We start from the raw sequence: 12,291 nt of genomic DNA, 5'->3' as shown, positions 1-12,291 counted from the left end.
CCGCCCGCCCCGCGCCACCGGGAAAGGCCAACAGACAGCCCGCGCCGCCCGCAAGGGCGGGGGCCGTCACAGCCCGAAGGGCTGCCCACGCCAAGGGGCGAAGCCGAATGGCCGAGACCGCCTGAGCTTGCCGAAGAAAAGCGGGCTCGGTTCACGAGCACCTGGTGCGCGTCGTCAGGCGCGCGGGCGCGCGCCAAGTTTTTTCGCACATGGTCAGGCGGCGCAGTTACGTCGAGAACCCAAAGGCACCGCCGCCGTGCGCGCGGCTTCCTCCGAAAACCAGCGCTCGCCTTTCAACAAATTGAGGCATTGTCCTAGACAATATTCCTGTCCGGATCATGATAGATGCGGCGCGCCCGCTAGGACCGGAGGCTGGACAGAATCTCGCACGGATCAGCGTCAATGGCCGCAGTTATGTCGAGAAACTCGATGACGTCGAGACGCCGCTCTGCGCCCTCGTACTTGGCCACGAAGGATTGGGGACGACCAAGCTTGTCAGCCAGCTGCTCCTGGGTCAGGCCTTTGGCCTTGCGCAGCGAAACCAGCTGGGCCAGAAACCGCTGGTGGCGGGGCGATCGAAGGGATTTGGGCATGGAGGCGAACCGGTCGGGTAAAGACCGGATCAGCGACTAATCCCGGTTTCGGATTATCCCATTTTGGGATATACTGCGTGCGCTCACAGGCGAGGTTCGCAGGCATGAATGGACCAATGGGAACAGATGAGACTCGAAGCTCAACTTTGAGCGATGAAGTCCCCTGGTCGGAGAACCTCACGAGCTACGACAGGGAGCATTTCACAATCTACCTGCGGATCCTGGATGCCTGCGCCGACAATGCCAGCGAAAAGGAGATGGCCGAGCGCATTCTCGGCATCGACCCGTCCATTGACCCGGTCCGCGCCCGCAAAGCTCTTCGCAGCCATATCGACCGTGCGAACTGGATTGTGACGACCGGCTACAAGGAACTGTTCGCCGGCTGATGCACAGCGCCCACTGCCACGTGTTTCGAGCAGGCAAGTCTCTGTAGCCAAATTCGGCAGCGCACGGCCGCGACAGCCGGCGCGGCGGGAGCGGTCACAACTGGTTCGCGTGCTGTTTGACTGCCATTTCCAGTGCTTGCATCAAAGGCACAGCCTTGGAGAAGAGGAAGCCCTGAGCGGTTCGGCAGCCAAGCTTGTGCAGGGTTTGCCGATCCGCCTCTGTTTCGACGCCCTCGGCCATGACCTCGATCCCGAGCATGTCACCGAGTTCGATGACCGATTTGACAAGCAGTCGGTCCTCTCGGGACTTGGCCAAGCCGCGAATGAAGCCCTGGTCTATTTTCACCTTGCGTATCCGACGGTCCTTGAGAGATGCCAAGGTAGAAAAGCCGGTGCCGAAGTCATCGAGCGCGATGGAAACACCGGCATGTGAAAGCCGTCCGAGCTTTTCATCCACTCTGTCCGGGTCCACCGGCGATTCTTCGGTAATCTCGATTTCGAACATCGTCGCAGGCAGGCCTCTTGCCGCCAGACCCTCCAGAACCATGTCGTCGATATCGCCGGCTTCCAGTTCGCGAGGGGAAACATTCATCGCCACACGAATGTCACGACAGTCAGCTTTCACCAAGCCGTCGATAAAAGCACAACAGTCGGCGAATACGGTTTGCGTCAGCAGCTGAAGCATTCCGGTTTCGCGTGCGGCCGTGATGATTTCGGGTGGAGAGATGGCACCATGCGTCGGATGGGACCATCTCAGCAAGGCTTCAAAACCGACCACGGTCTCGGTTTCGAGTTTCACGATCGGCTGGAACCAAGGTTGCAATCTTCCCGTCTTTATCGCCGAATGAAGATCCCGTTCGATCGACTGGCGACGTTGCAGTTCCCTGTCGAGTTCGGCATCGAACAGGCAAAATTCGTTCCTGCCATGGCGCTTGGCCGTATACAGGGCGATATCCGCCCGCAACAACATTTCAGTCAGGCTCGGCGTCTGCGCCAAGTATATCCCTATCGATGCCCCGACCCGAACGGACGCGACTTCGATATAGGGGCGAGCAATTCTGGCTATGATATTGGAGGCGAGATCACTGGCAGAAAGCGAAGCTCTCGTTGAGGGAAAAACCAGCACGAATTCATCGCCGCCGATACGAGCGAGCGTTGAGCCTTCGGGTGCTTCCTGCTCTATGCGGCGGGCGATCATGACAAGCAGTTCATCACCGGTCCTGTGACCGTAGGTGTCGTTGACAGATTTGAAGCCGTCCAGATCAATCAGCATTGCCACGAAGGGGCCATCCGCGGTCTTGAACCGACCGATGGCGTGTTCAAGGCCCCGCCTGTTGAGAAGGGCGGTCAGATGGTCCTCCCTGGAGTTGCGCTCCATTTCCGACGCAAATCGCTCTGCCTCATGTCTCAGGCGGCTTGCTTCGCGGAAGCGCGCCTGCCCAACAAACGAAGCTCGGACCAAGCCGCCCATGAAGAGCAGAACGGTGAAAGCCAGAATGTAGCGTTCAAAATTGCCTTTCGCCAAAAGGCACGCCACCGTGATGAGGAGTGGAGGTGTGATGAAGCTGGTCGCCGCCGCGGCATACGAACTGCCATATGTAACCGCACCAGCTGAAATGCCCGCCAGTATGACCAGATGCATCGGTGCTTGTGGTGTTGTGTATCCAACAGTCAGCACGGCCGGGAAGGACCAGGCAAACCCTGCCAGAAGGGCAAGGACGCCAAACATGCGAAGGCGCGGCAAAACGCCAAGCAAATCCTGATGGCGCCCCGTTTCCTTTAGCTGAAAACGGGCGAGTGCAAGCCGGGCGGCATTTAGCGCATTGACGACCAGGAACCAGCTTGCAGCGGCAAACCCGCCGCCAGAAAGGGCCTGCACCGCGCAAATCAGGCCTGACAGGATCGCGCTTATCGGCATCGACACGAAGAGCCCGGCCCTCAGGTCAGCAAGCTGATCCTGACGGATTTTGGCCTCCAGCGATTCTTCTTCCTTTTGGGGTGCCATGAATGGACCAGCTTGCTTGCGTCGTTGTTCGCGAGGACCAAACCTATGCAAGCCCACTGAAGGACGGGTTAACTACCCAGCGAGGGTAACCAGTGCGCTCACCATGCTTCGGGTCACACCTTTGGCTTAGCATTGCCGAATCATCAAGGCTTCGCCCGCGCGCGTGCCTTGATCCGAATCATGCCATGATCGGCAACGTCACCAGGAGACAGCCTTGCCCCGCGACGACGCGCGCCAGCAAGACAAGGAAGCCTCGCCGAGACAGCGTTCCAGAGCGGCAGCGCTCTGTGCGATTCACCGCCTGAGCATGGCCGAAATGCCATGGCGGACAAAGGGAAGATGTTGGGCAAAGCGGAGCCCAGCATGTCTTGCAAGCCGTGCCGCCGAGTGCTCGCTTGAGTAGAGACCGACAAGCATGTTGGTGGCATGATAGAGCGGCCCCGCCGACAGCCGCAGCCGGCTTTCGTATCTGCCGAGCATGTCGGGATCGGCAATGTCGCGGCGGGCGCGACATGCTGTCAGTATTTTATGAGCGAGTTGCTTCTGGCCGCCGAGGCCGATGTTGAAGCCATGCGCGGTCACCGGGTGCATGCCAATGGCAGCGTCTCCGATCAGTGCCGCACTCGGAGCCGAGAACTTGTGCGCCCAGGTCGTGACCAGCGGATAGGCATGGCGGGTGCTTGCCAGGGTCATCTGCCCGAGGCGTCCTCGACACCGGTTCATCAATTCCATGAGGAACAATTCGTCATCGAGAGCAGACAGTCTGTCGGCCTCGCTTGAGCGCAAAGTCAGAAGCAGCGACGACAGGCCTTCCATGAGCGGCAACATCGCTATGGTCTGATGGTGGTCGAACCATTCGACCGCGATCTGGTGATGGACGCGCTCGTGCCTCACTCGGCAAATCAGCATGGAGTGGCCAAGCGGATGGATGTTGGCGCCAATGCCGAGCAGGTCGCGCATCGCGGACAAACGCGAATCCGCTGCTACGAGCAGCCGAGCGGCCAATTGCCTGCCATCAGAAAGCGTTATGACCGCCTCGTCTTCGCTATTTGTTCCATTGACGACCGAGTTGCCGCACAGCAGCCGGGCATGATCCTGGAAGTGGACAATTTTGAACAGGGCATCGCGGATCCGACAATTTGGGACCAGAAATCCGAGTGGTTCCCCAGATCCGCTGGGAGCATCGAAGCTCAGGGCGAAAGGGCTGGATCCGTTGAGCACGCGCGCGCCATGAAGCGGTGATTTGTCCGATGCGGGGATGGCATCCCAGGCGCCGAGCTCGCGAAGGATTCTCACTGATGCGTGGGTCAGCGCGATCTCGCGACCGTCGAAAGCCGGATTCGCCAGGCTGTCGAGCGACTGCCGTTCAACCACTGCCACCTTGAGTCGGCTCCAGGCGAGCGATGCTGCGAAGGCAAGTCCGACCGGCCCAGCTCCGACGACAATGATGTCGAATGTGTCGACATAGCCGGCCATCAGCGTGCCGCCATAGCGGCTATCTTCGATACGAAGCGCTCTTGAAGCATCGCAATCACCCACGGTTTGTCGCTCATCTCCCCAACTCGATAGACATGCGTTCTCCGTTGGAAGCCTGGTCAATGAAACCATGCCGATGAAGAGATAACGCTGATCTGGATCAACCAGGCTCGACAAACCCGGCAGCGGCGGGTTCACGGTCGAGTGGTCGATTGCCGTGAAAACGTCTGCATGTCTGGGCATTCTGAATGGTCGGCTTCCCAATCGCGTGCCCCTCCTGGCCAAAGGCTCGGCAACGCATTGTGGCTGATCCGTTCTTCGCACGCGCGCCGATATCGTCATGACGCGGGCAATCGCCAGCAAAGATTCGGTCGACTGACGACCAGCATCCGCACAGTCGTTGGCGCCGCCAACCGGTTCAGCCTCGCGGCTCTTCCCGATCGATAAGGACCCGCTCGGCGGAGCCGGAGAGATCTTCGTATTGGCCGCTCTTCAAGATCCACAGGAAGCCCCGGTCCAAGCCCCACCAAAACAGGCAGCGGCCACCGCATTTCCGTCAGGACGGGCGTCTTGCTGCCGACAGCGTGCTCTCCGACCATAACGCGCTAGACGCCGAAGGAACTCGCCGACGGCCTCATGTCCAAGTGATGTGGGAAGGGAGCAGAACCAAAGGGACTCTGCTTGGCGTCCCCGCTTTTTTCGCAGCTATGAAACCATCACTGAGAACGGATCCGTACTGAGGAGGAGGCGGTCCTTGACTTGCCCGACGCGGCAACCTTCTCAGCCGCAACGATCGCTGCCTTCCGCTGACGCTCGTCGACAATCGCCCCCTTCAGTTCGACAAGGCCGTCGCTGACCCTCACATCGATCAAGTCACCACCGCTCCAGGTTTGTGGCTGCAGTTCGGCAAGGATAGCCTTGCGGATCAGTTCGTCATCGGGTGGCGTGGTTCCCTGTTTCGGCATGGCGGATCAGGACAAGCAGCAAATCAGTTCGCGTGATGATGCCGACGACCCTTTCCCGATCGACAATCGGGACATTGTTGATGCGGTGTTGCATCATGAGGTCGACAGGAGGCGCCCAGATGAGGTGTGTGGTCATCACCTGATGGATGATCCGTCCATTCGAGCGCACACATAGTCATTGGCGGTTGTGCCCGGGCCAAGATCAAGCTCCAGCCAGCGCGGACGCACACGCTGGGTTCCGAGTTCCTCTCGGCGCAAGAAGTCGCTTTTGCTTACAATGCCAACCAAGGTGCCGTCGCTGGTCGTTACCGGCAGGCAGCTGACTTTGCTTGAAAGCATGACCGCTTCGGCGATCGTCGCGTTCGCATGCGTCGTGATGACTGGCTTTGTCATTAAGGATTCGGCTTGCATCCTCACCCTCCTGATCTTTCGTCGGACGACGATAGGACATCCCGACCCGCGGCGCGTTGATCTGAGTCACTTGGAACGAGTGGCATTCTCCGCGCCGTCGTCGCTGTCGATGAGAATGCGCTCCGCCGCGCCATCGAGATCCTCGTACTGGCCGCTTCTCAACGCCCAAAGGAAGCCGGACAGGCCGAGTGCGCCAAGGAATAGCGCTACGGGGATGAGGTAGACGAGCGTCGTCATGACGATTGAGCCAAGGCGCCGGCCCGCGCGGGCCTGTCTTGCCGCGCAAATACGGACGACGCACCCGTTGCGAAGCCTTGCAGACGCATGGCATTTCCAACCACGAGCAATGACGAGGCTGACATCGCGACCGCGGCGATAAGAGGCGTAACATCGCCCAGAATGGCGATCGGAACGGCAACAGCATTATAAACGATCGCAATTGTTATGTTCTGTCGGATCAGGCTTCCCGCCTCGCGCGATACGTCAACAGCCAGCGGGACCGCCAAGAGGCTTTCGCGCAGGAAAACGAAGTCGGCTGCATTGCGGCCAATGTCGGCGGCGGTGGCGGGTGCGATCGAGACATGCGCAGCGCTCAGCGCCGGCGTATCGTTGAGCCCCTCGCCAACCATCAGAACCTTGTGCCCGTCCCTCGCCAGCGTCTCGATGCGTTCAACCTTGCCGGACGGCAGCAGGCAGGGAACGAAATCATCGACACCAAGCCCGTCCGCAACCTCGGCGCAGGCTTTCGCGGTGTCGCCCGACAGCATCTCCACGCACATACCAGCGTTGTGCAGTTGATCGATGGCTGCCCTGGCGTCGACGCGCAGCGCATCCTCGAAATCGAAGGTCGCGACAATGATCCCGTCTTTGGTCAGAACCGTCCCGCCATAGCCATGTCTGCCTTCGCGGCCGGTGCGGGCTTTCCATCCTCCGCGTCGACCCAGCCGCCAGGTGCTACCGGTCGCTGTGGCTTCGATCCCGAAACCCGGGTGCTCGGTGACGGCATCGAATTTGTGCTGCCCGCCAAGGCGGGCAAAACCGGCTATGGCCTTTGAAAACGGGTGACGCGAGTGCGCAGCCATGTCTCCCGCGATTGCCAGCATGGCCGGATCAATCGAGTCCGCATTGACCAGCCGGGGCTGGCCGAGGGTGAGCGTTCCGGTCTTGTCGAACACCGCTCTATCAATCGTCGCCAGGCGCTCCATGGCCGAACCGTCCTTGACCATGATGCCGTTCTCGAACAGGCGCCGCGCCGCGACCACCTGGACGATCGGTACGGCGAGGCCGAGCGCGCACGGGCATGTGATGATGAGAACGGCAATGGCGATGGTTATCGCCCGGTGCCAGTCACCGGTCGCCGCCATCCAGCCAAGGAACGTCGCGAAGGCTGTGAGATGAACCACCGGGGCATAGAGCGCTGAAACACGATCGGCGATCCGGCGATAATGCGCGCGGCCGCCCTCTGCGGCTTCCATGAGCCGAACCATTTCCGCCAGAAACGAATCTTTCGCGGCGGCTGTCGCCTCGATCGTCAGCGGGCCGGTTAGGTTGAGGATACCGGCCTGAACGGCTTCGCCTGCTGCAACGCTTCGAGGCGTGCTCTCGCCGGAAACCAACGAGCAGTCCAGATCCGAGGCCCCTTGAATGATCTTGCCGTCGACGGGGATTCTCTCGCCGGCTGCGATCAGCAACTGCATTCCTGGTTCGATCTCGCTAACCGGCAGGTAGTCGCGCGCACCGTCGGCGCGCAGCACCATGGCGCCACGCGCGGCCAGCTGCGACAGGCCTTTCACGGCGGTCCGGGCGCGCTCCCGCATGACGTGATCCAGCGTGCGGCCGATCAACAGGAAGAACAGCAGCGACACCGACGCGTCGAAATAGGCGTGGTCGCCATGGGTGATCGTCTCGTAAAGGCTCATGGCGTAGGCAAGCGACACGCCGACCGCGATCGGCACGTCCATGTTCATGCGACCGTGACGCAAGGCATTCCAGGCCGAGCGGAAGAAGATGCCGCCGGCGAAGGCGAGCGCGGGGATGGCGATCAGTGCCGAGACCCAGTGGAACAGGTCGCGTGTCGCGCCTTCGGCACCGGACCAGACCGAGACCGAAAGCAGCATGATGTTGCCCGCCGCAAAACCCGCAACCGCGACGGCACGGATCAACTCCGAAAGCGTCTTGTCCTTGTCGTCGATCTCCGGGTCGAACAGATGCGCCTGGTAGCCCAGCTGCCCTAACGCGGCGACGAATGGTGGAACGTCGTCGCCTCGCCAGCGGACCGATACCCGCTTCGTTGACAGGTTGACGCGAACGGCCTCGACGTGATCGAGTTTTCCCAACGCCGTCTCGATCGCCTGGATGCAGGCACCGCAGCGAACGGCCGGTATCGAAAGGTCGGTCTGACGAAGATCATCGCCAAGCGATCGGCTCGCCAGCCTGATTTCCTGGCTGGATGGCAGGACCGAGGTGGCGCTGACCAAATCCAGCGCCATTTCGGCGCCCGGCGCGCAGCAGCTCACTTCAGCGCTCCATGGGAAATCATGATCCTGCGCACGTCGCGATATGGTCTTGCCAGACCGGCATCGGCGTCGATTTCGACGATCCAGACACCGTCCTTCGGCATATGCTGGGCGGCGAATTCCTGACCCGAGGCGAGGACGAGCTTGATGGATTCATCCTCTTTTTCGTAAGCGGGATGGCGAAACAGCGCCTTCACGCCATGCAAGGGAACCGGTTTGCCGGCGGCGTCGATGAGGCCGTAGCGGACTTCACCCGATGCGATGGTCAGCTTGCCGGTCCAGCCGAGGGCTGCCTGCGCCCGCCCTTCCTCGGCCTTCCTGTTGAACTGCTGGCTCGCCACATAGGTGTTTTCGACGACCAGGCCGGTCCAGCTCGTGTTGGCAAGCGTCGCCATGGTCAGATTGACCGCGATGACCACACCGAAAAAGGCCAGGATGATGGCCAACATGTGCCTGCCGGTGAATTCGCGGGTTTTTTGTGTTCTGGCGCTCATCTGGCAGTCTCCGGCGCGTTGAAGGTGGCGGTGTACTCGTTCGACTCGAAGCTGGCTCTGTCCTCGACGCGGAACTTGAAGGTCTGTGCCGGAGCGCGGATCTGGTCCGCCGGCTGGCGAACGAAGACCCTCAGCATTTTCAGGCGATCGGGTTCGACCGGGATGGCGAAGGAGCGGCCTGCCGGGATGTCGTCGCCGACGACGACCATGTCAGCGCCTTCAAGGCCCTGCATGGTTACGACGATCGTCCTCGGCTCGGGGATCATGTTGAGCAGCTTGACGGTGTAGCCGTTGCGGATCGAGCCGTCGGAGAGCGTCACGAATTGTGGATTGCGGTCGTGCAGGACATTGATTTCGAGCCGGTCGCGCGTCAGCAGCGAGTAGAGGAGGCCCAGGCCGATCAGCGACCACATAGCCATGTAGACATAGGTGCGTGGCCGAAAGATCTTGCGGATGTGGAAATGCGCCACTCTGTCCGAAAACAGGCCGTCATCCGTCCTGACCAGCGCCGGATTGACTGAGCTGGACCCGCCTGCAGTCGCCAGCATCATGTTGGCGTTGTAGTCGGAGAGCGTCGCATAGGCGATCAGCCCACGCTCCTTGCCGAGCTTGTCCATGACGCCGTCACAGGCGTCGATGCAGAGCGCGCAGGTAAGGCATTCGAGCTGCTGGCCATCGCGAATGTCGATCCCCATCGGACAGACAGCGACGCAGGCATTGCAGTCAACGCAATCGCCGACCGGCTGCCCTGCGGCCTGGACCTTCTTGGCATGGCGTGTGCGCGGTTCGCCCCGCCAGTCATTGTAGGTGACGGTGAGCGAACTTTCATCGAGCATGGCTGCCTGGATGCGCGGCCATGGGCACATATAGGTGCAGACCTGCTCGCGCATCAGCCCGCCGAACGTGTAGGTCGTCGCCGTTAGCACGGCGACGGTGATGTAGGCGACGGGGGCTGCGGTGCCGGTGAAGAGTTCGCCGAGCAGCGCTGGCGCGTCGGCGAAATAAAAGATCCAGGCGCCGCCCGTCAGCGCGCCTATGATCAGCCAGATGGCGTGTTTCGATACCCGCAGCACGAGTTTGCGGGGGGTCCAGAGACCGGCATCAAGCTTGATACGAGCGTTGCGGTCGCCCTCTATCGCGCGCTCGACGACCAGGAACAGGTCGACCCATACGGTCTGCGGGCATGTGTAGCCACACCAGGCACGGCCGACAGTCGACGTGATCAGGAAAAGACCGACGCCGGCCATGACCAGAAGGCCGGCGACATAGTAGAATTCCTGCGGCCATATCTCGATGAAGAAGAAATAGAAACGCCGGTTGGCGACATCGAGCAGCACGGCCTGGTCCGGGCTAAACGAGCCCCGATCGCAGCGCAGCCACGGCGTCAGATAGTAGATGCCGAGCGTGACCGCCATCACCAGCCATTTGAACTGGCGAAAGCTGCCCGAGGCCCGCTTCGGGAAGATCTTCTTGCGCGCAGCGTACATTGGCTGACGCACCTTGGCGGAGTTGACCGGCGTGGGTTCGATCCTTTCTATTTGCGTGTTATCAAGCACGAGAAGCTCCAGTCACCAGCGACGATTTCGCCGGAAACCGACTCATCGGTTCTGGATGATGCCGAGGCCCGGCTTGCGCCGGGCCTCGTCGCTTGGCGGGAGGGGGAGGACGAGAATAGGCTTCTGCTCCTATTCTCCGCCGCCAAGCGAATGGATGTAGACCGCCAGTTCCTTGACCTTGGTCTCGCCGAGGCGCGCGCCCCAGGCCGGCATCACGCCCTGTTTCGGCGCGGTGACCTGGGCGGCGATGGCCGCTTCGCCTGACCCGTAGAGCCAGATGGCGTCGGTCAGATCTGGAGCGCCGAGTTCCTTGTTGCCTTTTGCATTGTCGCCGTGACAGGCCACGCAATTTTCGGCGAAGACCTTGGCGCCGGGCGCGACCAACGATTGATCGCCGACAGTGCCGGACAGGCTGGCAACGTAGGTGCTGACCTGTTTGATCTGATCGGCGGTGATGATGTCGCCAAAGGCCGGCATTTCCGACAGGCGCGTAGCCGGGTCGGAGGCGAAGCGGATGCCATGAGCGATCGTCTGCTGGATCTGGTCCACCTCGCCGCCCCACAGCCAGTCGTCGTCATTTAGGTTCGGAAAGCCCTTGGACCCCTGGGCGCCGGAACCGTGGCACTGCACGCAATTGACCTTGAACGCGGCGGCGCCGGCAGCGACGGCGAATTCGCGCAGCGTGTCATCCGCAGCAATCTCCGAAACACTTTTCGACTCTATTGCGGCGACATATTTGCCCTTTGCCGCTTCGGCCGCGGACAACTCGTTCTTGACTTCGTTGCGGCTGGAATAGCCAAGTACGCCCTTTGTCGCGGAGTGCAACAGCGGCCATGCCGGGTAGGCAATTGTGTAACCGATCGCCCAGACTATGGTCATGTAGAAGGTGATGACCCACCAGCGCGGGAGCGGGTTGTTGAGCTCGCGAATGCCGTCCCACTCATGACCGGTCGTCGAGATGCCGGAAACCTCGTCAATGTGATCGCTGCTCATGATCAGTCCTCCTTCAGAGGAATTTGAGCTGCTTCGCCGGCTTGCCTGCGGCTGCCGGGGCGAAGTGCAAAGGCAACGGATCCGATGAAGAAAAGAGCGATGGCAAGCAGGCCCCAGCTGTCAGCAAACTCCCGCATGAAATTGTACGTCATCGCAATTGTCCTCAGCGGTAGCCGGCGGTCTCATCGTAGTTCTTGAAATCGACAAGCGTGCCGAGCATCTGGAGATAAGAAACCAGGGCGTCCATTTCGGTGACTTGCTGCGGATCACCGTCGAAATCGCCGATCCTGGCCTTGGGGTAGCGGGCCTCGAGGCCGGACGTGTCGGCATTGGGATCAGCCTGCGCCATCAAATCAGCATTGGCGTTAGCGACCATGTCGTCGGAGTAGGGAACGCCGACGCGCCTGTTGGCAACCAGATGCGTCGAGAAATCCTTCACCGCGATCGGCGTATCCTTCAGAAAGCCATAGCTCGGCATGATGGATTCCGGCACCACGGAACGAGGGTCCGTGAGGTGCTCGACATGCCAAAGATTTGAGTAGCGATCGCCAACCCGAGCGAGGTCCGGTCCGGTGCGCTTCGATCCCCACTGGAAGGGATGATCATACATCGACTCGGCCGCCAGGCTGTAATGCCCATAGCGCTCGACCTCGTCACGGAACGGGCGGATCATCTGGCTATGGCAGAGATAGCATCCCTCACGCACATAGATGTTGCGCCCGACGAGTTCGAGCGGCGAGTAGGGCCGCATGCCTTCGACCTTCTCGATCGTGTTGTCGAGATAGAAGAGCGGCGCGATCTCGACGATGCCGCCGATTGTCACGACCAGCAGCGACCCGAGGAGAAGAAGTGTAGCGTTCTTCTCGATGACCGCGTGTCTGTTCATCAACCTCATT

15 protein-coding genes are annotated in these 12,291 nt (G+C 60.9%); 1 reads left to right on the top strand and 14 read right to left on the bottom strand.

The features are described 5' to 3' along the window. Window positions 1-359: 359 nt before the first annotated feature. Entirely contained in the window at window positions 360-593 is a 234-nt protein-coding gene (locus tag NKJ37_RS27290) for a helix-turn-helix domain-containing protein (RefSeq protein ID WP_023735803.1), read from the bottom strand. Window positions 594-697: 104 nt separating this feature from the next. On the opposite strand from NKJ37_RS27290, the gene NKJ37_RS27285 reads away from it, so the two are divergent. After that, window positions 698-979: a DNA -binding domain-containing protein gene (locus NKJ37_RS27285; protein ID WP_084025754.1), complete on the top strand. Its 282-nt coding sequence runs from the start codon at window positions 698-700 to the stop codon at window positions 977-979. 94 nt (window positions 980-1,073) lie between these two features. On the opposite strand, the gene NKJ37_RS27280 is transcribed toward NKJ37_RS27285, so the two are convergent. From NKJ37_RS27280 to ccoO, 13 genes are all read right to left on the bottom strand, one after another. Further along, entirely contained in the window at window positions 1,074-2,984 is a 1,911-nt protein-coding gene (locus tag NKJ37_RS27280; RefSeq protein WP_352775777.1) for a putative bifunctional diguanylate cyclase/phosphodiesterase, read from the bottom strand. Window positions 2,985-3,278: 294 nt separating this feature from the next. Continuing rightward, window positions 3,279-4,460: a 5-demethoxyubiquinol-8 5-hydroxylase UbiM gene (gene ubiM, locus NKJ37_RS27275; RefSeq protein ID WP_352775781.1), complete on the bottom strand. Its 1,182-nt coding sequence runs from the start codon at window positions 4,458-4,460 to the stop codon at window positions 3,279-3,281. Window positions 4,461-4,878: 418 nt separating this feature from the next. Further along, the gene (gene ccoS, locus NKJ37_RS27270) at window positions 4,879-4,995 is read right to left on the bottom strand and encodes a cbb3-type cytochrome oxidase assembly protein CcoS (protein ID WP_156937847.1); all 117 of its coding nucleotides are present in this window, start codon (window positions 4,993-4,995) and stop codon (window positions 4,879-4,881) included. A 181-nt stretch (window positions 4,996-5,176) separates the two neighbouring features. Continuing rightward, entirely contained in the window at window positions 5,177-5,425 is a 249-nt protein-coding gene (locus NKJ37_RS27265) for a BON domain-containing protein (RefSeq protein ID WP_023776427.1), read from the bottom strand. After that, the gene (locus NKJ37_RS27260) at window positions 5,394-5,519 is read right to left on the bottom strand and encodes a CBS domain-containing protein (RefSeq protein WP_245272649.1); all 126 of its coding nucleotides are present in this window, start codon (window positions 5,517-5,519) and stop codon (window positions 5,394-5,396) included. The genes NKJ37_RS27265 and NKJ37_RS27260 overlap by 32 nt, the downstream gene beginning before the upstream one ends. Window positions 5,520-5,560: 41 nt before the next feature. Further along, on the bottom strand, window positions 5,561-5,836 hold the full coding sequence (locus NKJ37_RS27255) for a CBS domain-containing protein (protein ID WP_245272648.1): 276 nt from the start codon (window positions 5,834-5,836) through the stop codon (window positions 5,561-5,563). A gap of 66 nt (window positions 5,837-5,902) precedes the next feature. Then, the gene (gene ccoS / locus NKJ37_RS27250) at window positions 5,903-6,073 is read right to left on the bottom strand and encodes a cbb3-type cytochrome oxidase assembly protein CcoS (RefSeq protein ID WP_023762793.1); all 171 of its coding nucleotides are present in this window, start codon (window positions 6,071-6,073) and stop codon (window positions 5,903-5,905) included. Next, a complete protein-coding gene (locus tag NKJ37_RS27245; protein ID WP_352775773.1) occupies window positions 6,070-8,352 on the bottom strand; it encodes a cation-translocating P-type ATPase in 2,283 nt (760 codons plus the stop codon). The genes ccoS (NKJ37_RS27250) and NKJ37_RS27245 overlap by 4 nt, the downstream gene beginning before the upstream one ends. Beyond that, a complete protein-coding gene (locus NKJ37_RS27240) occupies window positions 8,349-8,846 on the bottom strand; it encodes a FixH family protein (protein WP_352441137.1) in 498 nt (165 codons plus the stop codon). The genes NKJ37_RS27245 and NKJ37_RS27240 overlap by 4 nt, the downstream gene beginning before the upstream one ends. Further along, complete coding sequence (gene ccoG, locus NKJ37_RS27235; RefSeq protein ID WP_352775770.1) at window positions 8,843-10,402, bottom strand: cytochrome c oxidase accessory protein CcoG; 1,560 nt, start codon at window positions 10,400-10,402, stop codon at window positions 8,843-8,845. The genes NKJ37_RS27240 and ccoG overlap by 4 nt, the downstream gene beginning before the upstream one ends. Before the next feature lie 129 nt (window positions 10,403-10,531). Next, window positions 10,532-11,395: a cytochrome-c oxidase, cbb3-type subunit III gene (gene ccoP, locus NKJ37_RS27230; protein ID WP_023809313.1), complete on the bottom strand. Its 864-nt coding sequence runs from the start codon at window positions 11,393-11,395 to the stop codon at window positions 10,532-10,534. Window positions 11,396-11,397: 2 nt separating this feature from the next. Continuing rightward, a complete protein-coding gene (locus tag NKJ37_RS27225) occupies window positions 11,398-11,547 on the bottom strand; it encodes a CcoQ/FixQ family Cbb3-type cytochrome c oxidase assembly chaperone (RefSeq protein ID WP_023735812.1) in 150 nt (49 codons plus the stop codon). A gap of 11 nt (window positions 11,548-11,558) precedes the next feature. Beyond that, complete coding sequence (gene ccoO, locus NKJ37_RS27220; RefSeq protein ID WP_023735813.1) at window positions 11,559-12,290, bottom strand: cytochrome-c oxidase, cbb3-type subunit II; 732 nt, start codon at window positions 12,288-12,290, stop codon at window positions 11,559-11,561. Window position 12,291: the final 1 nt, after the last annotated feature.

Origin of the sequence: Mesorhizobium sp. M0140 (genome assembly GCF_040322475.1) — a bacterium.
GTDB lineage: Bacteria > Pseudomonadota > Alphaproteobacteria > Rhizobiales > Rhizobiaceae > Mesorhizobium.
The sequence above is the reverse complement of the archived record's forward strand: the minus strand, read 5'-3'. Positions and strand labels throughout refer to the sequence as shown.